Genomic DNA, 23,223 nt, shown 5'->3' with positions numbered 1-23,223 from the left:
TGGAACGAATCGTGTCGGCCACGGAGGGGATGCTACTTCCGCGAGGGCACTCGCCGTGGCAGGTTCGCCCAGATTGCTTCACGCGTCGTGAGAGGTTGCGAATCGCAAAGGTTTCATAAGTTCTCGCCGGTAGTGTCCGAACACATGCGGGGAGATATCACCCGGGCCCTCGTCGATACCGACATCTGCACCGACGACATGGTCGGTGCCGCCGGGATCCCGGTGATCGACGTGCCGTTCGTAACCATCGGCAGTGGGATCGGATCGTTCGTCACCTCCGACGCGCTCCGGATCTACGGGGTGCCCGCTGCATCGATGGCCGTGCTCGGCCCGCAGCAGGTGCCGTGGTCGTCCTACGAGTACCTCACCCGTGTCTCGCAGATTCCGCGCGGTGAACGGTTGCGCAGCGACGCCGGTTCGACGCCGGACAATATGTGGGGATTTCCCTCGTACGCGGTCCGCGAGGCCATCGCGGACACATCGATCAAACCCCTCTGGAATGTATTCGTCGAGCCGATCTTCGCCAACTATTACACGCCGAAGGCCGGGCAGGTGTTCGTGGCAATGGAGCGCGAATTCCATCGCATCGACTATGCGAGCTCGTTGCACAAAGGGCATGATCACGATAGATAAGACCTTGCGGCCCTGCTCGCACGCCAGGTGGGTCTTGGTGGTCCAGCTACGTCTTCTTGCCACGAGGCAGCAGCGGTTCCAGTCGCGCCCACTGGGCGTCGGTCAGGTCCGCTCGCCTCGTCACCGATACGCTGGTCACGAGGTCTCCGGTGTTCTGGTGTTGCTTGGTCGCTAATTCAGATACCGGAGACCTCGCTCGATCTGCTCACCGACACACCAACGCAGGCAACATCATTCGAATCTTTCGAGTGGTAGGCGCCGTGCAGCGGCGCCCACCACGCACCCCACTATTGAGACATGGGCCAGCAGCAGGCCAGCACCGCTGCGCCGCTTCCGCGGAAACCTCCACGAAATCGACCGAATCAGAGGCGCACCGCGTTTTCGATTCGGTGAGAAATGCGCACAGCTCAGCAATTCTCGCGTGGCGGGAGGCCCTGCGTCTCACACGGACGGTTGCGGTATGTGGTGTCGACAAATTCGACAAATCGCTGGACGTCCTGAAAACTGGAGGCGATCCCGAAGGAGACGCGGAGAGCGCCACCGGTGGGCAGGCCGAGTTCGGTGATATACGCATCGATCGAGAGAGCCGACTTTCTGAACAGGCGAAGTAAGGATGGCCGACCGATGTCGAAGGCGGCCTCCCCAGCGCCGGGATTACAGAAGCAGCCCGTGCGCAACGAAAACCCTGCCGCCGAGGATTCTCGCGCTACCAGACGCTCGTCGACGATGGCCCCGAAGGGGTCGAGGATATTCAGCGCGACCGTCGCGCCGCGGTTGATCATATTGCGCGGCCCATAGATTCGGACCATGGAAGCCCCGTTGTCGTGCTCGAGCGACAGGAGCCGATCCAGAAGCCATCCGGTCAGGCAGCGGGTACGCCGATTGATCACATCGATGCCGACCCCGCGCAGCCAGTTGAGGCCATGTTCGATATCCGGTATGGCGAGGAAATTCACGGTGCCGTCCTCGAATTCGGCAGATCCCGCGGCCGGTGCGTGCCAACCTCCCTGAACGCTGGCGGCCTGGATGGTGCCGCCGGAGAACCAGGGCCGCCGCAGTCTGGACAATGCGTCGCGGCGGGCGATCAGGCAACCGACTCCGGTCGGATAGCCGAAAAGCTTGTACCAGCTCACGGGAACGAAATCGGCTCGGACGGCGGCGAGATCGAGCTCATGCGTCGGCAGATAGGCTGCAGCGTCCAGCAACACATCGAAGCCATGCTCATGTGCGATATCGACCCAGTCGAGCGGATGCTGAACACCGGTGAAATTGCTCTGCGCCGGATAGGCGAACAACCCACGGCTGCTTTCTCGTCCGTTCACCATAGCCATCGATAGTGATTCCTGCACCGTGCGGCGCTCCAGCGCGGCGCGGACGGCAGACTCGGTCACTCGTAGTTCGGAACCCGCGATCGGGATGTATTCCGTTCGAGCCCGCCTGGAGCGGGCGAATTCTCGAATGCCATTGACCGAATTATGGTTGTCGGCTGTCAGGACGAAACGTGTCGCGCGGCCGAAGGGATAGGCCTCGCCGACCAATCGACAGGCCGCCGTGGCGTTCGCCGTGAAGATCACGGTGTAGTCCTGCGCTGGAGCGTTGAAATGGGCGAGCACGGACGCCCGAGCAGTCTCGACCCCGGCCGTCGCCGCCCGTGAGGTCGGGTTGTCCGAATGTGGATTGCCATGACAGCCCGCAGAGATCCACTCGTTGTGTGCCTGATGTTGGGTGGTTGCGGCCAGCCCCGCGCCGGTGTAGTCGAGATAGACGTCCCGATTGCGATCCAGATATGCGTACTCGGTGGCCCGGAGGTCATCGAGCACTGTTGTAGTGGTGTATTCTGGATAGTCGGCCAGAAATTCCTGTGCGCTGGCGGTGCGCGTGCCGTCTCCGCTCATAGCAGGTCCTGTCTTATCGTGTGGGTCAGCGGTGGCTCGGTCAGCCCATCCGCATCAGGCGAGTCCTTGTCATCGTTGGTGGTTCTGCGACAACGTGGTCTCCCTTCCTGTGCCGCAAGATGATTCGTCGCTGCCAACCAGCCAGACAACGAGACCTCCGATTCCGCTAAGAGTCAAGCAGCACCCAACGCGGCAGCATCGTCGTACACGTCTGTTCCGATGCCGCACTAACGCAACGGAATCCGCATGAGTGTCGCCGACACGCGGTGGCCACCGTGGCCACCATCACCTTGGTCCGGTCGGCGATCCGCGGCCTGCTCACCACCGCCGGTGCCGGGCTGGCGGCGGCGTTGCGGGCACAGACGAGACAATGGTGAACCGTCACGGGTTTGGGGCCGAGGTCCTCCAGTGCTCATCGTTGCCTGCCACTGGGGGCGTCTGGCGCGGGTGGGGCCGATCCAGTTGCCCCCGTTCGAGACCGTTCACCTCTACATCAACGGTCAGCGCTTCCCCGGCGACTCCGCGCCCTGTCGGTTCAGCGCACACGATCAGGTCGTTCTCGGCAGCCGCTGGATGACTCTGGAGGGCGGCGAGCTACGAGTTCCCGCCTGGGCTCTGAATGGTAGGTCAAATCGATTGAGTCGCAAACAGGTTCATGCATGGCTGCTCCCAGAGATGGGAGAATCCACCCTTGACTAGTGATCTGCCACACACCAAACTCTAATTACTCCAGCACTTCTGGAGACTTGTCGGCCGACATGGTGAGTTCCAAGCGAATCGAGGGTTTGGGTTATGACGACGAGTATCGTGGCCGTGTCGGCTGAAACTGAAGTTCCTGCTGCGGATTTCGACACGACACACCTCAAGGAGAACCTGCGCTGGGGCCACTTGTTCTGGCCGGGCTCCACGGCGTTGACCGAGGAGCAGATCGACGATCGAGTAGCCCGCTATCAGCGGTCGCTCGAGCGCTTCCGGGCCAGCGGCATGCAGGGCAACTACCTGCCCGACGATCTGGAAGTGGACTCGGCGTGGCATGCGCATCAGTGCGATCCGGTCGGGTACGTGGAGTTCTGCACCCAGTATTTCGGCGGCATTCTCGCCCACACGGTAACGCTGTGTGTCTGCAAGTTGGTCGATCTCGACAAGAAGTGATCCACTCTTCGTGGTAGCCGTTCGGCGTAGCTCCCCTACCGGGGAGCTACGCCCCCGGCGGCAACTATCCGACAGTACGTGCGTCCGGTGACGGCCGGACAGCTCAGTGCTCGCGTGGACCGACCGCACTGTTTCTACAGCCATGAATTGCGTTACGGCCGTCCAGCTTTCGAGGAACCAGCGATGAAGATTTCGATCGAGCAGCCGACGAGCCCGACCTCGGGCGTGCGTCACGCTCCGCTATCGGAACCGGCCGACCCGCTCGACGTGGTGGGTCACGCTCTCGGTACGGCGGTGGAGAAGATCGTCCCGAAGGGCCGTGGCACGATCCCGCCGCTACGCCGTGGCTCCTCTCGGGTCACAGACTTTTCCGGCCGGTCATGCTGACCAATTCCGGACACATCACGCGAGAGAACTGGGCAGATGAATTCTTCGACGAAGGCTTCCGCGAAACATTCGCCATCCTAGGCAGATACGATGACACCGAGAGTGAGATCGAGGCGATTGTCGCACTGCTCCGATTGCCCCTCGGAGCGCGAATACTCGATGTCCCTTGCGGCTTCGGCCGTCACGCCGGGCCGCTCAGTCGGCGCGGCTATCGCGTCGTCGGTATAGATAACTCGCCGAAACAACTCGACGACGCCCGCCGTCGATATCCTGACTGCACCTTCGTCCTGACAGATATGCGAACGCCACCCGCAGGTCCATACGACGCAATTCTGAACCTGTGGACCAGCTTCGGCTTCTTCGACACCCGCGAGGAAGACCTTGCCGCCCTCGCGGCCTGGGCTGACGTTCTGGTGCCCGGGGGCAAGCTCGTCATGGAAATCGATACTCTCGAATACTTCGAGCATCGTGCACGCAACGGCAGCGAATTGATCAGTACGCAGCTGGTTCAACGGTCCGATCTCGTTGGTCACGCTCGATACGATTGGACCACCCAGGAACTCAACCTCCACTGGAAGCGCCCTGGATGGTCCCGACAGTGTCGGCTCCACATGTATTCCCGCCCACAACTCGAGACAGCAATCTATGAAGCCGGATTCGGCCACGTGGCATTCGCTGGCGACTTTCATGGCCGTCCGGTGGACCTGGACAGCGGAACCGTCATTGTCGCAACCAAGTAGTGCGGCACTTTCACAACGTCGACCGACCCGGTCGAGGGCATTTGGTCTGAAAGTCTCAGTGTTTCAAAGCATTTCACTGCCGGGCATTGCGATCCGGCATCCGAGCGATGGATCGCACCGCTGATCTGATGGCCTTCAGGGGCCCGCAATGCGACTGCTTGCCGGATCGCTGATTCCACGAAGCCGGCGTATTTGCTGGTCGAGCATTTCCACCCCGGATACGCCCGGCGTAGGCGCCGATGACGCACGCGGAATAGCCCGGCAGATCGGTTCGACCGCGAACCGAGCCTGATACTCGGCGATGAATCCACAGATCACCTCTGTCGCGGGTCGCTCGCCCATGTGAAGAAACACGTTGCTGCCGAGACGATTTCGATCGTCCGTTCCAGCTCGGCGATCTTTCGCTTCCGCCCGGCTCAGTGGCTGCGAACCGTCGCACGAAGGATATGTTCCTGTGCTGGCGAGCTCCAGCCTGCTCTGGACAACGGACCGGATTTCTGACTGTCCGGTATCGGCGCGTCCACTGCTGGTGGGTGCGGTGGGCACCTGCTGACGATGCCCACCAGCCTGGCTGATCGCCTACTTCTTCTCCACGGTCCTGGCGAGCAGGCCGAGCGAGGCCCGCAGCGCGGATTCAGGAAGAATCGGGAAGACTCCCATGTCGCGGTAAACCGCTGGGATCTGACTCCAGTCGTAGTACGACGTCACCGAGGTGCCGATCTCGCTGGGTTCCACGCGGTAGCCGTAGCGGTGTTCGATCATCGGCACCTGGCCCTCTCGGGAGACTGTCCACGCGATATGTGCGTCCTTTTCGAATGCGGTGATGGTCACTGTGACGTCGTACTTTCCCATCTCGGGAAAGTCATTGAGCGATTCACGATCCATCTGCACGACGAATTCATCTCCGACGGCGGTGATGGCTTCGCCTTCTGCGGATTGCAGCATGCCCGTGCTGTCGATCGACACATGCCCTTCGGGTGAGCACAGCAGGGCGAAGATCTCGGCCGGCTGCGCCGCGATCTCCCGTCGGACCTCGAACCGTTCTTCAGTCATGGGATCCATCCTCGCACAATCGTCGAGCGGACGCTGATCAAAAAGGCGGTTCGGTGATCGCCACCGACGGGAGGTCAGGGATGCCCGTGGCGTGTGCCACCTGGGTCGAAATATAGTCCGGCACAGCGTATTTCGATGAACATCACCGTCTCTCGGCTCCGTCGTTCGGATATCATTTCCGCACAACGGCGGATAACCCGCTGTGGCGTGATGCCGAGAACTTGGCAGCCAATGTCGCAGCCGCGCAGGGGCATTCCCCTGCCAAGGTGCTATCGACACTCGTTCATATCTCGAATATCCCAGCCGCGCAGCGGCATTCCCCTGGGGAGCCGCCGGAGACACTCGTTCATATCTCCACTGTCGCTTCCGGTCGGATCTCCGAGCCGGACGATTTGCAGCGCGACCAGTGGCGACCGGCCGCCGGAATGCCACACATGATTTCCTCGACCGAGGTCGTGAAGTCCCATACCTGCCGCTGGAGCAGATCGATGTGGTCCGTACTCAGCTGCCGGAGAGTGGCTTCCACCGAACCGTGCAGGCTCTTGCGATGCGCGCCCCGGAATTCGGGTCCCCGAGTCGGCCCAATGCCGGGTATTCCGTTATCGGCTCCGGGCTGTCGCGCGGACCTCCACTGAAGCTGCGGCAGCCACTTCGGGCATGTCAGCCCTTGCCCTGTCTGAGTTCACGTTTCAGGATCTCGCCGCTGCCCGCCTTGCGGAGATCACCGACGAACTCGACGATCCGCGGGCGCTTGTAACCGGCAAGCCGACCCTCGAGCCAGCCGAGCAGTTCCGTCTCGTCGAGCTCCTGACCGTGGCGCAGCACCACGACCGCTTTCACGGTCTCACCCCAGTGCGGGTGGGGTACGCCGACGACGGCGGCCTCGAGCACCGCAGGGTGCGCGCCGATCGCGTTCTCGACCTCGACCGAGTAGACGTTCTCTCCGCCCATGATGATCATGTTCTTGAGCCGGTCGTGGACGTAGAGGAATCCGTCGTTGTCGATCATCCCGATATCGCCGGTGCGGAACCAGCCGTCGGCGGATATCGCGGCCGCGGTCTCCGCGGGTTTGTTCCAATATCCTGTGGTCAGCTGCGGCGTCCGCAGCCAGATCTCGCCGTCCTCACCGGTGCCGACGTCGCGACCGGTGGAAACATCGACGATCCGGCACTCGCAGCTGGGGTGGATGCGGCCCACGCTACCCGGATGCCGGTCGACCTCCCCCCGGCGCAAGACCGGCGCGACCGCCACCCCGGCACAGGTTTCGGTCAAGCCGTAACCCTGCGAAAAGCCGGTCTGCGGCAGCATCTCCATCGCCTCGTCGATCAGCGAGCTGCTCGAGGGCGCGGAGCCGTAGATGATCACCTCGAGACTTGACAGGTCGAAGGTCGCGGCGGCGTTCTCGGCAACCAGACTGGCCAGCAGGGTCGGCACCAGGCTGGTGTGGGTGACACCTCGGTCCTCGACGGCGCCGGCGATCGCGGCGACCGAGGACCCCGACGGGATGACCACCTCGCCGCCCAGGTGCACGCAACACGTCACCGAGCTCATCCCGCTCATACGGAACATCGGCAGGCAGGCCATGTACCTCATCTCCGGATACAGCGCCCAGGCTGCCGCGGCCTGCTGGGCCATCTCCCGCAGATTTCGCTCGACCAGCTGAATGCCCTTGGGCTCGCCGGTGGTGCCGGTCGTGTAGGCCAGCAGCACGAGGGACTCGTCGGATTGATCGGCATCCGGCGCGTAGCCGGAATCCCCTGCGGCATACCAGCGCTCGAAGTCGGAGCCTTCGGGTCCATCCAGCCGGACCACCGGGCACCGTGGGTCCAACCCCGATGCCAACTCCCGATCGGCGAAGAGCAGGGACGGGTTGCAGTCCTCCAGAACGGCCCGGAGCTCGGCAGCCGTCAGCTGCCAGTTCAGACCGACCAGCACAATGCCGGCCCAGGAGGCGGCGTAGACGAGCTGAACGTAGGCCAAGTCGTTGTGCGCGAGCACCGCCATCCGGTCTCCCCGGCGTAGACCGGCTGCGTGCAGCCGGTCCGCGATTCGCGCCACGTCCCGGGCGAACTCCGCATAGGTCTGCGACCCCGCAGGCGCGCTGATCGCGCGGCATCCGGCGCGGTCCCGGGCGTGCCCGACCAAAAGGCCGGCCAGCGTCGGGGGGTGAGGGATGGTCATCGGCGTCTCCCTAGATCCTGGCCGCGACCGCAGCCATCTGCCCGGCGTACCGGATGGTCGATGTCCCCATGCGTGCCAGATCACGGGGCCAGCGGTTCGATCTCTTCTGCATTCATGTCTCTCGCTGGTCGTAACCGTGCAGGCACTGATGTTCGGGCTCCGGGAAAGGCGACCACCACACAGGTGCCCGCCGTCCCGCGATCAGTCGCGGGTCCCGAAGATGCTGTCGGGATCGTATCCAGGACACATTCGAGTTGTCACGCGATTCGAAAGGACGCTTGTTCCTTGGGTTCTCGGAACCCGCGCGATGGTCTCGATCACGGGCAACAGCCCGCATGCCGTCGCGGCCAACCGGTCACGGTGCGATCCACCCTGACCACATTGGGCATGGTCGTGCAGTCACTCATTGATCAAGACGCATTGTTGCGCAACGTTATTGCGTTCGTCGAGCACCCTGCAGATAACACGGTCGACGACGACGCCGAGGACACGAGGTCGTGGACAACACGCGTAGAGTCGTTCGGCGCGGACGGTCGACCCGCGCCGCCGCTGATGAGGAACTGGCCATAGTCCATCGCCAGCTCTGCTGTCTGTTCGATGACGAGGTTCGCTCGGTTGCTCATGGATTCATGCTCACATGCGGCACCTGTGCGGCCTTCCGGTGCGGAGAATACAGGGATGTCGTCCGAGGACCGGAGGGCGCAACGATGTCGCGACTCACCCTGGCTGGAAGACGGCCGCACCGACCTCTGCCGGGTCGAGGATGTGGGCCAGGAACAGTCGAGTGGTGGGCGTGGGGGTTCGGGTGGTGATGGCGTGCCACGGACGATCGAGTGGGGTGCCGTCTACCGGAAGTGCTTGCAGCAGACCGGATTCGAGGTCACCGACGAGCGCGTCGCTGTGCATCAGGGTGACGCCGAGGCCCTCGCGGGCCGCGGCAAGGACTGCGCCGTGGCTGCCGAGGGTGAGAGTGGGTGGCGTGATTTCGAGTCGGTCGAGCAGGTTCAGTGTGGCGTCCCTGGTGCCGGAGCCGCGGCCGCGCAGCAGCCAGGTGCTGCGCAGTGGGTCGGGGCAGTGTTCGGGGGCACCAACCACGACGAGCTGGCAGGCTCGGCGGCCGCGGATGACCAGGCCGGTGTCGCGTGGCGGGCGGCCCGCGATGACGAGATCTGTTTCGTGGTGGTGCAATTCGATGAAGAGGACATCGCGGGGATGGACCGACAGGCTCAGCTCGATGTCGGGGTAGCGGTTGCGGAAGGACGCGAGCAGTCGCAGCAGCACGTATTCGCCGGCGGTCGCGACGACTCCGATGCGTAGCCGCCCTGTCTCGGCGCGCCGGACCGCCGCATGTGCTTCCTTCATGAGTCCCAGGATGGTGCGGCAGTACTCGGCGTAGACCCGCCCGGCCTCGGTGAGCGCGATGCCGCGACCGGATTTGGTGGTGAGTTTCGCCCCGAGTTGCTTCTCGATGTGCGCGACCGCCGCGGAGACGGCGGCCTCGGTGATGTGCAGCTGGCTCGCGGCGCGACGGATGCTGCCCTGGCGGGACACAGCCAGGAATGTTTCCATCCGAGATGCGCTCACCATGCCCATATTCCACGGTACCAAACTCGAAGAAACCGTTGAGTATTCGGAGAAACAATCAAATTGTTTGTCGTCGCCGACCCCGTCATCCTGGAATTCGCAAGGCGCACACCCTCAGGATCTGGAGGAATGATGGCCGAGGAAACCGAACGGGACCGCTGGGATCCGGGTGTCCAATCGTATGCATCTATGGGGTATTACGCGCCGGACTATGAGCCGAAGGACACGGATGTCCTCGCCGTCTTCCGGGTCACCCCCCAGCAGGGTGTCGACCCGATCGAAGCCGCCGCCGCGGTTGCGGGCGAATCATCCACGGCCACCTGGACCGTGGTGTGGACCGATCGGCTGACCGCGCACTCGCGCTACCAGGCCAAGTGCTATCGGATCGATGAGGTGCCAGGGCGGCCGGGGGAGTACTTCGCCTACATTGCCTATGACCTCGATCTGTTCGAGGAAGGTTCGATCACCAACCTCACCTCGTCCATCATCGGCAATGTCTTCGGCTTCAAACCGCTGCTGGCGCTGCGGCTGGAGGATATGCGCATTCCAGTCGCCTATGTCAAGACCTTCCAGGGTCCGCCGCACGGAACTGTCATGGAACGGGAGTATCTGAACAAATACGGCCGGGCGCTGCTCGGTGCGACGGTGAAACCGAAACTGGGTCTGTCCGCGCGCAATTACGGCCGGGTGATCTACGAGGCGTGCAAGGGCGGTCTCGATTTCACCAAGGACGACGAGAACATCAACTCACAACCGTTCATGCGGTGGCGCGATCGCTATCTGTTCGCCATGGAGGGTGTCAATCGCGCCATGGCCGAGACCGGCGAGATCAAGGGCCACTACCTCAATGTCACCGCGGCGACGATGGAGGACATGTACGAACGCGCCGAGTTCGCCAAGGAACTGGGCAGCATCGTGATCATGATGGACCTGACGGTCGGCTACACCGCCATGCAGTCCATGTCGCATTGGGCACGGCGCAACGGTTTGCTGCTGCACCTGCACCGGGCAGGCCATTCGACCTTCACACGGCAGAAGACGCACGGTGTCAGCTTCCGGGTGCTGGCCAAGTGGTGCAGGCTGATCGGAGTCGACCATCTGCATGCGGGGACGGTGGTCGGGAAGCTGGAGGGTGATCCGGCCACCACTCGAGGCTTTTATGACACGTTGCGGGAGAACCATATTCCGGCGAACCCGGGCAACGGGATCTTCTTCGATCAGGACTGGGCAAGCTTGCCGGGGGTCATGCCGGTGGCTTCCGGTGGCATCCACGCGGGCCAGATGCATCAACTGGTCGACCTGTTCGGTGACGATGTGGTGTTGCAGTTCGGCGGCGGCACCATCGGTCACCCGCTCGGGATCGCGGCGGGGGCGGAAGCCAACCGGGTCGCGCTGGAGGCGATCGTCAAGGCGCGCAACGAAGGCCGCGATCTGTTGAAGGAAGGACCGTACGTGCTGCGGAAGGCGGCCGAGTCCTGTCGCCCCCTGGATGTCGCGCTGGCGACCTGGGGTGATGTCACCTTCGACTACACCTCCACCGATGCACCCGACGCCGTGCCGACGGCAAGCCACTGAGGCCGAATTTCCGAAGGACGTGCCATGTATCTGCGTCAGGGAACCTTCTCGTACCTGCCCGAACTCACCGATGCGGAGATCGCCGCGCAGGTGCGCTACGCGCTGCTGAACAACTGGCCGGTGTCCATCGAATACACCGACGACCCGCATCCTCGCAATGCCTATTGGGAAATGTGGGGGCTGCCGCTGTTCGATCTCGACGAGCCCGACGGTGTGCTCGCCGAGATCGATGGCTGCCGGAAAACCTGTCCGCGACACTATATTCGGATACTCGCCTATGACGCACGCTACGGCAGGCAGACCACGGCGCTGAGCTTCCTCGTGCAGCGGCCCGCCGACGAACCCGGGTTCCTGCTCACCCGCAGCGAAGGGCCCGATCGGCGGCAGATCTACGGGCTGCATTCCTACGCCACGAACGACCGTCCGGGGACGCGGTATGGCGGTTGAGCGTTCCGGATCGGCCGGCGGTTTCCGGCTGCACCGGCCCGGGGCCGATGATCCCCGGCCGGTGCGGGCGGTGCCGCCCGATGCGACGTCCGACACCGAGATCCTCGACGACGCCGCGGTGCTCGACCTGTCGACCGATATCGCGGGCAACGACGTCGAGGACGTGCTGGCCAGACTCGATGCGGAGCTGGTCGGCTTGGCGAATGTGAAGCTGCGTGTCCGGGAGATCGCGGCGCTGCTACTGATCGATCGGGCGCGTCAACGCTTCGGGCTTCGGGCGTCCCGGCCGACCATGCACATGAGTTTCACCGGCGGGCCCGGCACCGGCAAGACCACTGTTGCCCTGCGCATGGCGGAAATGCTGCATGCCCTCGGCTATATCCGGAAACCGAAGGTGCACACCGTCACCCGCGATGACCTGGTCGGTCAATTCATCGGACACACCGCGCCCAAGACGAAAGAGGCGCTGGCCAGGGCGGCCGGGGGAGTGCTGTTCATCGACGAGGCCTACTACCTGTTCCGCCCCGAGAACGAGCGGGACTATGGGCAGGAGGTCATCGAGATCCTCTTGCAGGAGATGGAGGACGAGCGCGCGAGTTCGGTGGTGATCTTCGCTGGTTATGCGGATCGGATGGACCGATTCTTCTCCGCCAATCCCGGACTGTCCTCGCGCGTGGCGCACCATCTGGAATTCAGCGACTACACCCATGGCGAGTTGCTGGAGATCGCCGAGATCATGGTGGCGCGGGAAAACTTTCGCTTCGATGATGCCGCGCGATCCGCGTTCGCCGAGTATGTCGAGTTGCGGATGCGCAGGCCGCGATTCTCCAATGCGCGCAGCGTCCGCAATGCCCTCGATCGGTGCCGGCTGCGCCAGGCCAAACGCCTGGTCGAGCTGCGGCAACCGCTTACCAAGACCGACCTGATCACGCTGTCTGCCCAGGATGTCCATGGCAGCAGCGTGTTCGGTGGCAGCGGTGCGAGTAACGGGCCCGGTGGCGGTGGCTTGCATGACCACGAAAGGCTCCGGGAGCACCGCAAATCGAGCACAACCGAGCTGCCGGACGGGCCGACCGCAAGGGCCCCCGCCTGACGAGATCGAGTCACCATGCCAGAAGGACTGAAGACCCTCACCCGTTACACCATCGAGGAGGAGCACCGGCACCCCGGCTCGTCCGGTGAGTTCTCCGCCCTGGTGAATGTTGTTGCGACAGCTACGAAGCTCATTGCCAACCAGGTGATGCGTGGAGCCATTGTCGGCTCGCTCGGCGCGGCGGATCCGGATAATCTGCCGCCGACGGTGCACCGCAAACTGGATGCGATCGCCAACGACATCATGGTGGCGCAGACCCAGTGGACGGGGCATCTGTCGGCACTGCTGTCGGAGCAGATGACGCAGATTCATCCGGTGCCGGACATCCACCGGCGCGGTAAGTATCTGCTGGCCTTCGACCCGTTGGACGGCTCCTCCAATATCGACGTAAATCTGCCCGTCGGAACGATATTCAGTGTGCTGCGGGCGCCGGATCGGGCGCGGGTTTCCGGCGGCGGTGGGGCGCCGATCGCCGATGACTTCCTGCAGCCGGGCGTGCGGCAGGTCTGCGCCGGGTTCACCCTCTACGGTCCGGCGACGATGCTGGTGATCACCACCGGCAGCGGTGTCGACGGCTTCACCCTCGACCGGGAGATCGGTGCGTTCGTGCTGACCCATCCGCGGATGCGAATCCCCGAGGACACATCGGGTTTCGCGATCAATGCCGCGAACGAGCGGTTCTGGGAACGGCCGGTGCGCAGATACGTGCACGAATGCCTCGACGGAGTGGACGGGCCGCGCGGGCGGGATTTCAATATGCGTTGGGTGGCTTCGCTGGTCGCCGACACGTTCCACATTCTTACTCGCGGTGGCGTTTACCTGTACCCGCACGACGCCAGGCCGCCGCTGCGGCCGGGTCGGGTGTCGTTGCTGTATGGGGCCAATCCGATCGCCTTCATCGTCGAGCAGGCGGGTGGCTGGGCCACTACGGGTGGCGAGCGCGTGCTCGAGGTGCCGCCGGAGCACGTGCACCACCAGGTGCCGTTGATCTTCGGATCGCGCAACGAGGTGGAGCGGATCGAGCGCTATCACAGTGAGCCCGACGAAGGGCCGAGCTTCGACAGCTCGTTGTTCGGCTCCCGGTCGCTGTTCCGGCCTGCCCCCCATTGAGAATTGAGGAGATGCCATGTCGGTGAAGCATCCCGTTGTCGCGATCACCGGATCATCCGGTGCGGGAACGACCAGCGTCACACGGACTTTCCAGGAGATCTTCCGCCGCGAGGGCATCAATGCGGTGATCGTGGAGGGGGACTCCTTCCACCGCTACGACCGCAACGAGATGAAGCTCGCGATGGTGGAGGCCGAACAGAGCGGCAACCTCACCTTCTCCCATTTCGGCGAGGAGGCGAATCTGCTGAAGGAGTTGGAGACACTCTTCCGTGACTACGGCGAGACCGGGGTCGGCTCGGTCCGCAAGTATCTGCACGATGACGCAGAAGCGAAACCCTACGACCAGCCGGCGGGCACCTTCACACCGTGGGAGGACCTGTCTCCCGGCAGCGACCTGCTGTTCTACGAGGGTCTGCACGGCGCCGCCGTCACCGACTCCGTGAACGTCGCTCAGCATGCGGATCTGCTGGTCGGCGTGGTGCCGATCGTGAACCTCGAGTGGACCCAGAAAGTCATCCGCGACAAGACCGAACGCGGCTACTCGAGCGAAGCCGTCATCGACACGATCCTGCGCCGCATGCCCGACTACGTGAAGTACATCTGCCCCCAGTTCTCGCACACCTACGTCAACTTCCAGCGAGTGCCGACCGTCGACACCTCGAACCCCTTCATCGCCCGCAGCATCCCCACCGCGGACGAAAGTTTCGTGGTAATCCGCTTTGCCGACCCCAAAGTGATCGACTTCCCTTACCTCCTCTCGATGCTGCACGACTCGTTCATGTCCCGCCCCAACTGCATCGTCGTCCCCGGGGGCAAAATGGAACTGGCCATGCAATTGATCTTCACTCCCCTCATCCTGCGGCTGATGGACAAGCGCCCCAAGCGAAGTCGCTGACCAACCAGCCCGTCGCCGAATGGGCCATCACAGTGGTGTTCGGCGCTCGTTGGTGTGGCCACGCCCCGGTCGGCCGGGGCGGTGGACCTGGGGGTGCGCAGTGCAGGGGATTGGCGTAAGGTGGCGTTAAGTTAATGAGGATTCACGTGATGGTTGCTGGTTTGGACAGGGAGTAGTTATGACTTCTGCCGTCGTTGTCGACGTGGTGCGCACGCCCTCGGGTAAGGGAAAAGTGGGTGGTGGGCTTTCGGAAGTTCATCCGGCTACGCTGTTGGCCGAGGTGCTGCGCACGCTGGTGGAGCGCAACGATCTGGATCCGGCGCTGGTCGACGATGTGATCGGTGGTTGTGTTACGCAGAGTGGTGAGCAGGCGTTCAATATTTCGCGGACGGCGGTGTTGGCCGCCGGGTTTCCCGAGACCGTGCCCGCCACGACGGTGGATCGGCAGTGCGGGTCCAGTCAGCAAGCGGCGCACTTCGCGGCGCAGGGGGTGATCGCGGGGGCCTATGACATCGCGATCGCGTGCGGCGTGGAGTCGATGAGTCGGGTGCCGATGTTCTCCAATGCGCAGGGCAAGGACGCGAACCGCGGTCCGCTGGCGCATCGTTTTCCGGAAGGTCTTATCGGACAAGGCATTGCGGCGGAGATCATCACTCAGCGGTGGAAGCTCGATAGGGAGACCCTGGACGCGTTCGCCGCGCGTTCACATCGGCTGGCGGCTCAGACCGCCGCGGCAGGCGGTTTCGACAACGAGCTCGTCGCGGCCGGGGCGTTGACCGCGGACGAGACGATTCGCCCCGACACCACGGTGGCGGGGCTCGCCGGTTTGCGTCCCGCGTTCGCCGCCGACGAGTTCCAGGCGCGGTTTCCGGAAATCGAATGGTCGATCACGCCCGGCAATTCCTCGCCGCTCACCGACGGCGCCTCGGCCGCGCTGATCATGAGCGAGGAAAAGGCCGACGCTCTCGGCCTGCGCCCGCGCGCCCGCTTCCATTCCTTCGCGGTCACCGGCGACGACCCGCTGCTCATGCTCACTGCCGTCATCCCGGCCACCCGCAAGGTGCTCGCCAGGGCCGGCCTGACGATCGACGACATCGACGTCTACGAAGTGAACGAAGCCTTCGCCCCCGTCCCGCTGGTCTGGCAGCACGACCTGCACGCCGACCCCGCCAAGCTCAACCCCCGCGGCGGCGCGATCGCCCTCGGTCACCCCCTCGGCGCCTCCGGCACGCGCATCCTCGCCACCATGCTCAATCACCTCGAACAAACCGGTGGTCGCTACGCTCTGCAAACCATGTGCGAGGCAGGCGGTCTCGCCAACGCCACCATTATCGAACGGTTGTAGTGCGACTACACAGCTGATCGGATCGCCGGCGGCAGCGACGTGGTGTGAGGCCGCGGATCGGCGCAAAGATCAGTCGGGGAGCAGGGGGACCGAGATGCCCTCGCCGCGGCCGATGAGGGCGGCGCGGGTGACGGCACTGGAGCCGAAGCGCTGCCGAAGATCGTCGAGGGTGGAGTCGAGGGTGTTGGTGGCGCGTGGCTCCAGCGGGAGGGTCAGTTGCACCGCGTCGGCGTCCTCGAGATTGGTGAGGGCGAGGCCGACGAGGGTGAGTCCGCGTTCCTGGATCATCGGCATGGCGGTGGCGAGCAGGGTGCGGGCGGTGCGCAGGATCGTTTCGGTGTGATCGGTTGCTTCGGTGAGGGTGTGGGAGCGGGTGGCTCGGGTGAAATCGTCGAAACGGATGCGTAGCACCACAGTTCGGCACACGCGGTCGGCAACGCGCAGGCGGCGGCCGAGGCGGTCGGTGAGGCCGTGCAGGTAAGCCTCGATTTCGTCGGGCGGGCGCGGGCGGCGGCCGAGGGCGCGTTGGGCGCCGATCGAGCGGCGGCGGCGTCCGGTCTCGACGCGGCGCGGGTCGCGGGCCCATGAGAGGGCGAACAGGTGCCGGGCCGCGCCCGGCCCGAGGATCGAGCGCAGCACGGGTTCACCGAGCTCCGCGAGGTGGCCGACCCGGGTGATGCCATGGTCGTGCAGCGTGCGTGCAGTGACTTCGCCTACACCCCACAGTCTTTCAACGGGCAGCGGGTGCAGGAAGCCGAGTTCGCCGTCCGGCGGGACGAGGCGTAGGCCGTCCGGTTTGGACACCGCGCTTGCTACTTTCGCGAGGAATTTGGTGCGTGCGATGCCGACGGAGATCGGCAGGCCGACCTGGTCGCGGACGTCGGCGCGGAGCCGGTGTGCGATGTCGATGGGCTCGCCCGCGATCCGGCGCAGACCGCCGACATCCAGAAACGCTTCGTCGATGGAGATGCCTTCGACGACCGGTGTGGTGTTGCGGAAGACTTCGAACACCGCCTTGCTGGCCTGCGCGTAGGCGGACATGCGTGGTTGCACCACGATGGCGTCCGGGCACAGTCGCAGGGCGGCGCCGCCGTTCATCGGGGTGCGCACACCGCGGGCCTTCGCCTCGTAACTGGCGGCGAGCACGACGCCGCCGCCGACGATGACCGGACGTCCCCGCAATCTCGGGTCGTCGCGCTGTTCGACCGAGGCGTAGAAGGAATCGAGGTCGGCATGCAAGATGGACGCTTCCGCGCGCGCTTCGATCCGGGGTCTACCGGATCGTGCGGCGGGCGCGGAGTCGGACACGAACACATGTTCGCACATATGTTCGAAAAGGTGAAGCATGGGTCCGCTGTCGTCATCACCGATGCGGCCGGGACGCGGTACTACGATGACGGTGTGATGGTCGAATCGGTGTGTCGAACTCGGCGAAATTCTGGTGAAGCGACTGTGGGAGAAGGTAATTGAGTAACGAACCCACTGCGGCGCACAGCGCGGCCGCGTTCCCGCTGCCACAGACACCGATCCACGTGCCCGACGACGTGCTCGCCGATCTTCGGCAGCGCCTGGCTCTGACGCGGTGGCCGGTCGACGCGGGCAATGGCGACTGGTCCTACGGCATTGATCGTCGCTACCTGCAGGAACTCGTCGAGTACTGGCGCGACGGCTACGACTGGCGCAAGGCCGAAGCCGCGATCAACGCCCACGAGCACTACCGGGTCGAGGTCGACGGCGTGCCGGTGCATTTTCTGCGCAAGGCGGGTGTCGGCCCGAACCCGACGCCGTTGATCCTCACCCACGGCTGGCCGTGGACGTTCTGGCACTGGTCCAAGGTCATCGACCAGCTGGCCGATCCGGGTGCGCACGGCGGTGATCCGGCCGAGGCGTTCGACGTGATCGTTCCGTCGTTCCCGGGCTTCGGCTTTTCCACGCCGCTGCCGAACAACCCGGACATGAACTTCTGGAAGGTCGCCGACCTCTGGCACACCCTCATGACCGAGACTCTCGGCCACGTCGAATATGCGGCAGCGGGCTGTGACGTCGGCGCGCTGGTCACCGGTCAGCTCGGGCACAAGTACGCGGACGAGCTGATTGCGATCCACATCGGGTCCGGTCAGAAACTGAGTATGTTCGAGGGCGATCGGGCCTGGGACGTCAGCGGCGGCCGGCCCATCCCCGAAGGGCTGCCCGACGATGTCCACGACCGGATCATCGAAATGGAGCGGCGCTTCGCCGTCCACCTCGCCGCGCATGTGCTGGAACCGAGCACGCTTGCCGTCGGGCTGTCCGACTCGCCTGCCGGAATGCTCGCCTGGATACTGCAACGCTGGGTGAAATGGAGTGACAACGGCGGCGACATCGAGACCGTCTTCACCAAGGATGAGCTGCTCACCCACGCCATGATCTTCTGGGTGACGAACTCGATCGGCACCTCGATTCGCACCTATGCCAACAACAATCGCTATCCGTGGACGCCCTCGCACGACCGGCGGCCGGTGATCGAAGCGCCGACCGGCATCACCTTCGTCGGCTACGAGAACCCGCCGGGTGTCGACACCGATCGGCGCGTGCAGAGCTTCCTCGACAGCGACCGCGCCGACTGGTACAACCACGTCAACCTCACTGTCCACGACCACGGTGGTCACTTCATTCCATGGGAAATCCCCGATCTGTGGGTCGACGATCTGCGCAGAACCTTCCGCGGCCGCCGATGACAAATCTACGGCCTACCTACGTAGGAATCCCGCGAAGCCGGTATCCTGGGGCCTCAGTCGGACGAGAAACGATGAGGGAGTCGGCACGGTGCGTGGATTCGGGGAACTGGAGGCGGTGATCATGGACCGCATCTGGGATCGGGACGCGGAGACCACGACGGTCCGCGAAATCTTCGACGAACTGGCGGCCGAACGCGGCATCGCCTACACCACGGTCATGTCGACCATGGACAACCTGCACCGCAAAGGCTGGTTGGCGCGCGAACGCGCGGGCAAGGCCTACCGCTACTGGCCGACCCTCACCCGTGAGGAGCACAGCGCGCGGCTGATGCTGGAGGCGCTCGGTTCCGGCGGCCGTTCGGATTTGGTACTCAGCCATTTCGTCGACCGGATCAGCGCCGACGAATCGGCAGGCCTGCGCGCGGCGCTACGCAGGCTGACCTCCCATAAGTCGCCCGAAGCGCCGTGAACGTAGCCCTCTGCCTACTGGTGTACGGCGGAGTGGTTGCGCTGTTCGGGCCGTCGGTGCTGCAACGGCTGACCCATAGCGGCGCGGCGCCGCGGCTGGGTGTCGTCGCCTGGCTGGTGGCTATTGTCGGTGCGCTCGGATCGTGGTTGCTGGCGGCCGGCATGCTGTTCGTCGAATTCGCCACGTACTGGCACGCGGATGTGGCAGTGCGCGTGTGCGTCGACGCACTGTCGACACCGGTGAACGAGGCGAGCCCGACGCTGCGCGCGGTGTCGTTCGCGGTGGCGGCCGTGGTGATCACGGGGACCGGGGTGGTGCTGTGGCGGTCGGTGCGGATTCTGCTGCGCATGCGTCGACGCACGCTGGAACACGCGCGGGCAGTATTGCTCGTCGGACGTTCGCGCCCCGATCTCGGTGCGGTCGTATTGGATTCGCCGCAACCACAGGCCTATTGCGTCGCAGGGCGGCCGGACGCGATCGTCGTCACCAGTGCCGCATTGGACGCGCTTGCTCCCGATCAGCTGACCGCGGTGCTCGCGCACGAGCGCGCGCACCTGCGTGGCAGGCATGCGGCACCGACGGCGTTCGTGCGTGGGTTGGCGACGATCCTGCCGCGCGTGCGGCTGCTGACGGTCGGTGCCGAGGAGATCAACCGGCTGCTGGAAATGTGCGCCGACGACGAGGCGGCGCGCAGGCATGGCGCCGAACCTCTGCTCGGTGGATTGATCGCGCTGGTCGGTGCCGGGACGGCGATCCCGGCGCATGCCATGAACGCTGCGGCCACCGCGGTGGTGGCCAGGGCTGAGCGGCTGGTGTCACCGGCCAGCGCGATGCGCAGGGCGACCAACCGCACGGCATTGCTCGGTGTGATCACCGCGACCATGATGGGAATGCTCGAGGTGGCCGCCGGATTGTTGATCTGCAGCTGGATTTTCGGCTGAGCAGGACGCCGCCGATGGGTCGGCGTGCGGTGGCCGAGAGCACAGCAGATCAGGCAACCGCGCATTCGGTGGAGTAGGAGGCGGTCGGTGCAGCTCACCTGGGATCAGGTCTTCGCGTGGCGGTTGGGTCAGCAGTTCGTCGCGCCACCCACCGAGGCACCCGTTCCCGAGATCGTCGATCGGCTGTGCGGGGTGCAGGCCCAGGTCACCTCGTCGGCGGAGCTGGCGGTCGCGTTGCAGCGTCGCGCAGCCGAAGCGGATGCGGTGGTGCGCGAGCTGAATTCGGGCACGCTGGCCGCCGCTCTCGGGCGGGCCCTCGCGTCCGTGCGGGTCGAGTAGCGGCTACTCGGTGGCGGCGCGGGCGGCGACCAGGACTTCGAGGCCATCGAGGATGCGTGCAAGGCCGAATCCGAAGTGGTCGAAGCCGGGATCGAACGCATTGTTGGATAGTGCCGCCATCGTCGGGTAGCGGCCGCTGGCCATGGCGCGTTCCAGAACCGGGACCTGGGCCTGCCAGAACTCCGCGTCGGTCAGGCCCGATTTGCGTTCTGCCTCTTGCAGATACAGCTGGGTGCGCGCGGCGCCCGCGACATAGTCGCTGACCAGGATGACCGCGGAGACGAGCTCGGGGTCGGTCAAACCCATGGGTTTGATGCGCGAGACCACGAGCTCCATGCCTTCCACGGCGCTGGGGCCCATCACCGGTCGGGACTGGTTGACCTGGAGCAGCCAGGGGTGGCGGCGAAAGAGGGCAAGGGATTCGTGGGCCAAGGCCTCCAGCGCACCGCGCCAGCCCGCGCCGCCGTAGGCGTCGGCGGCAGGCCGCTGCACCCGATCCAGCATGACGTCGAGTAGCTCGGCCTTGCCCGGCAGATAGCGATAGAGCGACATGGTTCCGGTGCCGAGCTCGGTGGCGACGCGGCGCATGGTGAGTGCTTCCAAGCCCTCGGTGTCGGCCACCACGATTGCCGCTTCGACGATGCGGTCCAGTGTGAGTGCGGGTTTGGGTCCGCGACTCGGCCGGGCGCCGGTGTCCCAGAGCAGGTCGAGAGTGCGGGCGATGTCGCCGCTGCCGCTGGCCTCCGTGCTCGTCATGAGAGCCAGCTTAACTGCTTGGCGAAAAACTGGGTACGTTGTACCTTAATTAGGGTACGTTGTACCCAGTTTTTATTCGATGTGTGATGCGGAGGGCGAGAGTGAGCGACGAATTCGCGGTCCGAGCCGAGGGGCTCGAGAAGAGATATGGGGACAAGCGGGCCTTGGACGGCTTCGATCTGACCGTCCGGCGCGGGACGGTGCACGGACTGCTCGGCCCGAACGGCGCAGGCAAGACCACGGCCGTGCGGATCTTGTCGACGCTGGTCCGGCTCGACGGCGGCCGGGCCGAGGTGGCGGGGCTCGATGTGGCACGCGACCCCCGGCTCGTGCGCTCGCGCATCGGGCTCACCGGGCAGTACGCCGCGGTGGACGAGGTACTCACCGGGCGTCAGAACCTCGAAATGTTCGGCAGGCTCTTTCATCTCGGTGGGCGCCGGGCCCGGCAGCGTGCGACCGAATTGCTCGAGCGCTTCGATCTCACCGCTGCCGCCGACAAGGGTGTCGGCAAATACAGCGGCGGTATGCGGCGCAGGCTCGACCTTGCGGCGTCGATGATCCTGTCGCCGGAGGTCCTGTTCCTCGACGAGCCGACCACCGGTCTCGACCCGCGCAGCCGAGGTGAGGTGTGGGAATCGGTGCGGGCGTTGGTCGCCGACGGCACCACCATCCTGCTCACTACCCAATATCTGGAGGAGGCGGACAAACTCGCTTCCCGCATCACGGTGATCGATCAGGGCAGGGCCATCGCCGACGACACCCCGGACGGGCTGAAGAACACCGTCGGAGCCGATCTCATCGAGGTCGTCGTCGCCGAGGTCGCCGATCTGCCGGTGGTCGCCAAGGTGGTCGCGAGGGTCTGTGCGGGGGAGCCCGAGACCGACGATCTCGAACGCAGGGTGCACGCGCCCGTCGCCGACCGCGTCGCCGCGCTCACCGAGGTGGCACGCGCGCTCCAGGACGAGGGGATCGGCATCGAGGACATCGGATTGCGCAGGCCGAGTCTCGACGACGTCTTTCTGCAGTTGACCGGACACCGCACTGTTGCCGAGGAAGCCGCCTGATGACCACCGTGACTGTGTCGCCGGCCCACTCGCGGGCATTCTGGGCCGTCGCCGATTGCTGGAATGTGGTGCGGCGCGGGCTGACCCACTATCAGCGCCAACCGGTGAACATCGCCTGGCAGCTCGGGTTCCCGATTCTGTCGGTGCTGCTGTACGGATATGTGTTCGGCAGTGCGATGAGCGTGCCGGGCGGCGGCGACTACCGGAGCTTTCTGATGCCGGGCATGTTCGCGATGACGATGGCGTTCGGGTTCATCAATACCGCGACGGTGGTCGTGTACGACGCGACCAACGGCGTGATCGACCGATTCCGGTCCATGCCGATGGCGTCCTCGGCGGTGGTGTCCGGGCGCGGCGTCACCGACCTGATCGTGGCCTGTGCGGAGTTGACGATCCTCATGCTCACCTCGCTGGCCATCGGCTGGCGGCCCGACGGTGGAATCGCCAACGGCCTTGCGGCTTTCGGGCTCCTGCTGTTGCTGCGGTTCGCCCTGATCTGGGTCGGTGTCTGGCTCGGACTGCTGGTGCCGAATCCGGAGGCGGCAGGTGGGCTGTTCGCGGTGGCCTTCCCGCTGACCATGATCTCGAGCATCTTCGTCGCACCGCAGCTGATGCCGAGTTGGCTCGGCGGGATCGCCGCGTGGAATCCGATCTCGTCCACGGTCGCCGCAACCCGTGAGCTGTTCGGAACTCCGGTGGGCAGCGGTGATTCGTGGATCGAACAGCACGCACTGCTCATGGCGATGGTGTGGCCGGTGATCCTCGCGGCGATCTTCCTGCCGCTGGCGGTGCGGCGATTCCAACGCCTGAGTCGCTGACACGGAAACGGTGCCCGGCCATCCCGAGG

General features: G+C 64.8%; 22 protein-coding genes and 1 pseudogene. 16 read left to right on the top strand and 7 right to left on the bottom strand.

All coding sequences use genetic code 11. From position 1 onward, the window contains the following. Nucleotides 1–144 precede the first annotated feature (144 nt). A pseudogene (locus OHA42_RS28045) lies at nt 145–615 on the top strand (hypothetical protein); the annotation flags it as partial. 425 nt (nt 616–1,040) lie between these two features. Here the strand turns inward: OHA42_RS28045 and OHA42_RS28040 are convergent. Then, the gene (locus OHA42_RS28040; protein ID WP_406230802.1) at nt 1,041–2,528 is read right to left on the bottom strand and encodes an aminotransferase class V-fold PLP-dependent enzyme; all 1,488 of its coding nucleotides are present in this window, start codon (nt 2,526–2,528) and stop codon (nt 1,041–1,043) included. 813 nt (nt 2,529–3,341) lie between these two features. Between OHA42_RS28040 and OHA42_RS28035 the strand changes: the two genes are divergently transcribed. The 3 genes from OHA42_RS28035 to OHA42_RS28025 all read left to right on the top strand — a co-directional run bounded on the left by OHA42_RS28035 (nt 3,342) and on the right by OHA42_RS28025 (nt 4,807). Beyond that, nucleotides 3,342–3,680, top strand: coding sequence for a hypothetical protein (locus OHA42_RS28035; RefSeq protein WP_406230801.1), 339 nt, complete (start codon nt 3,342–3,344; stop codon nt 3,678–3,680). 183 nt (nt 3,681–3,863) lie between these two features. Next, nucleotides 3,864–4,067 (top strand): hypothetical protein, encoded by a 204-nt coding sequence (locus OHA42_RS28030; protein ID WP_406230800.1) that lies wholly within the window; start codon nt 3,864–3,866, stop codon nt 4,065–4,067. After that, a complete protein-coding gene (locus tag OHA42_RS28025; RefSeq protein ID WP_406230799.1) occupies nt 4,061–4,807 on the top strand; it encodes a class I SAM-dependent methyltransferase in 747 nt (248 codons plus the stop codon). Before OHA42_RS28030 ends, OHA42_RS28025 begins: the two co-directional genes overlap by 7 nt. A 579-nt stretch (nt 4,808–5,386) precedes the next feature. On the opposite strand, the gene OHA42_RS28020 is transcribed toward OHA42_RS28025, so the two are convergent. The 4 genes from OHA42_RS28020 to OHA42_RS28005 form a co-directional block, all read right to left on the bottom strand. Further along, nucleotides 5,387–5,860 carry an SRPBCC family protein gene (locus OHA42_RS28020; RefSeq protein ID WP_406230798.1) on the bottom strand — a complete coding sequence of 158 codons (474 nt, stop codon included), beginning with the start codon at nt 5,858–5,860 and terminating at the stop codon, nt 5,387–5,389. Between the two features lie 660 nt (nt 5,861–6,520). Further along, nucleotides 6,521–8,041, bottom strand: a complete 1,521-nt coding sequence (locus OHA42_RS28015; RefSeq protein ID WP_406230797.1) for a class I adenylate-forming enzyme family protein — start codon at nt 8,039–8,041, stop codon at nt 6,521–6,523. Between the two features lie 410 nt (nt 8,042–8,451). Continuing rightward, complete coding sequence (locus OHA42_RS28010) at nt 8,452–8,664, bottom strand: hypothetical protein (protein ID WP_406230796.1); 213 nt, start codon at nt 8,662–8,664, stop codon at nt 8,452–8,454. Nucleotides 8,665–8,758: 94 nt separating this feature from the next. Beyond that, the gene (locus OHA42_RS28005) at nt 8,759–9,628 is read right to left on the bottom strand and encodes a LysR family transcriptional regulator (RefSeq protein WP_406230795.1); all 870 of its coding nucleotides are present in this window, start codon (nt 9,626–9,628) and stop codon (nt 8,759–8,761) included. A 129-nt stretch (nt 9,629–9,757) separates the two neighbouring features. On the opposite strand from OHA42_RS28005, the gene OHA42_RS28000 reads away from it, so the two are divergent. The 6 genes from OHA42_RS28000 to OHA42_RS27975 all read left to right on the top strand — a co-directional run bounded on the left by OHA42_RS28000 (nt 9,758) and on the right by OHA42_RS27975 (nt 16,090). Then, nucleotides 9,758–11,200 (top strand): form I ribulose bisphosphate carboxylase large subunit, encoded by a 1,443-nt coding sequence (locus tag OHA42_RS28000; protein ID WP_406239641.1) that lies wholly within the window; start codon nt 9,758–9,760, stop codon nt 11,198–11,200. A 24-nt stretch (nt 11,201–11,224) separates the two neighbouring features. Further along, a complete protein-coding gene (locus tag OHA42_RS27995; RefSeq protein WP_406230794.1) occupies nt 11,225–11,647 on the top strand; it encodes a ribulose bisphosphate carboxylase small subunit in 423 nt (140 codons plus the stop codon). After that, complete coding sequence (locus OHA42_RS27990; protein WP_406230793.1) at nt 11,637–12,740, top strand: AAA family ATPase; 1,104 nt, start codon at nt 11,637–11,639, stop codon at nt 12,738–12,740. The genes OHA42_RS27995 and OHA42_RS27990 overlap by 11 nt, the downstream gene beginning before the upstream one ends. A 15-nt stretch (nt 12,741–12,755) precedes the next feature. Beyond that, on the top strand, nt 12,756–13,850 hold the full coding sequence (locus OHA42_RS27985) for a class 1 fructose-bisphosphatase (RefSeq protein ID WP_406230792.1): 1,095 nt from the start codon (nt 12,756–12,758) through the stop codon (nt 13,848–13,850). A gap of 16 nt (nt 13,851–13,866) precedes the next feature. Then, on the top strand, nt 13,867–14,745 hold the full coding sequence (locus tag OHA42_RS27980) for a phosphoribulokinase (RefSeq protein ID WP_406230791.1): 879 nt from the start codon (nt 13,867–13,869) through the stop codon (nt 14,743–14,745). Between the two features lie 178 nt (nt 14,746–14,923). Next, nucleotides 14,924–16,090 carry a thiolase family protein gene (locus tag OHA42_RS27975; RefSeq protein WP_406230790.1) on the top strand — a complete coding sequence of 389 codons (1,167 nt, stop codon included), beginning with the start codon at nt 14,924–14,926 and terminating at the stop codon, nt 16,088–16,090. Between the two features lie 69 nt (nt 16,091–16,159). Here the strand turns inward: OHA42_RS27975 and dinB are convergent, their stop codons facing one another. Then, the gene (gene dinB / locus OHA42_RS27970) at nt 16,160–17,404 is read right to left on the bottom strand and encodes a DNA polymerase IV (protein ID WP_406230789.1); all 1,245 of its coding nucleotides are present in this window, start codon (nt 17,402–17,404) and stop codon (nt 16,160–16,162) included. A 152-nt stretch (nt 17,405–17,556) separates the two neighbouring features. Between dinB and OHA42_RS27965 the strand changes: the two genes are divergently transcribed. The 4 genes from OHA42_RS27965 (at nt 17,557) to OHA42_RS27950 (ending at nt 20,556) form a co-directional block, all read left to right on the top strand. After that, on the top strand, nt 17,557–18,807 hold the full coding sequence (locus OHA42_RS27965) for an epoxide hydrolase family protein (protein WP_406230788.1): 1,251 nt from the start codon (nt 17,557–17,559) through the stop codon (nt 18,805–18,807). Nucleotides 18,808–18,928: 121 nt separating this feature from the next. Continuing rightward, nucleotides 18,929–19,276 (top strand): BlaI/MecI/CopY family transcriptional regulator, encoded by a 348-nt coding sequence (locus tag OHA42_RS27960; protein ID WP_406239639.1) that lies wholly within the window; start codon nt 18,929–18,931, stop codon nt 19,274–19,276. Next, complete coding sequence (locus OHA42_RS27955) at nt 19,273–20,217, top strand: M56 family metallopeptidase (RefSeq protein WP_406230787.1); 945 nt, start codon at nt 19,273–19,275, stop codon at nt 20,215–20,217. Before OHA42_RS27960 ends, OHA42_RS27955 begins: the two co-directional genes overlap by 4 nt. An 87-nt stretch (nt 20,218–20,304) precedes the next feature. Beyond that, nucleotides 20,305–20,556 (top strand): hypothetical protein, encoded by a 252-nt coding sequence (locus OHA42_RS27950; protein WP_406230786.1) that lies wholly within the window; start codon nt 20,305–20,307, stop codon nt 20,554–20,556. Between the two features lie 3 nt (nt 20,557–20,559). Here the strand turns inward: OHA42_RS27950 and OHA42_RS27945 are convergent, their stop codons facing one another. Next, nucleotides 20,560–21,312 (bottom strand): TetR/AcrR family transcriptional regulator, encoded by a 753-nt coding sequence (locus OHA42_RS27945; RefSeq protein ID WP_406230785.1) that lies wholly within the window; start codon nt 21,310–21,312, stop codon nt 20,560–20,562. A gap of 101 nt (nt 21,313–21,413) precedes the next feature. Here OHA42_RS27945 and OHA42_RS27940 point away from each other — a divergent pair, with 101 nt between their 5' ends. Both OHA42_RS27940 and OHA42_RS27935 read left to right on the top strand, forming a co-directional pair. Further along, nucleotides 21,414–22,376 (top strand): ATP-binding cassette domain-containing protein, encoded by a 963-nt coding sequence (locus tag OHA42_RS27940; RefSeq protein ID WP_406230784.1) that lies wholly within the window; start codon nt 21,414–21,416, stop codon nt 22,374–22,376. Beyond that, nucleotides 22,376–23,194 (top strand): ABC transporter permease, encoded by an 819-nt coding sequence (locus tag OHA42_RS27935; RefSeq protein ID WP_406230783.1) that lies wholly within the window; start codon nt 22,376–22,378, stop codon nt 23,192–23,194. The genes OHA42_RS27940 and OHA42_RS27935 overlap by 1 nt, the downstream gene beginning before the upstream one ends. The last annotated feature ends 29 nt before the right edge of the window (nt 23,195–23,223 follow it).

The organism is Nocardia sp. NBC_01009 (assembly GCF_045208035.1).
GTDB lineage: Bacteria > Actinomycetota > Actinomycetes > Mycobacteriales > Mycobacteriaceae > Nocardia.
The sequence above is the reverse complement of the archived record's forward strand: the minus strand, read 5'-3'. Positions and strand labels throughout refer to the sequence as shown.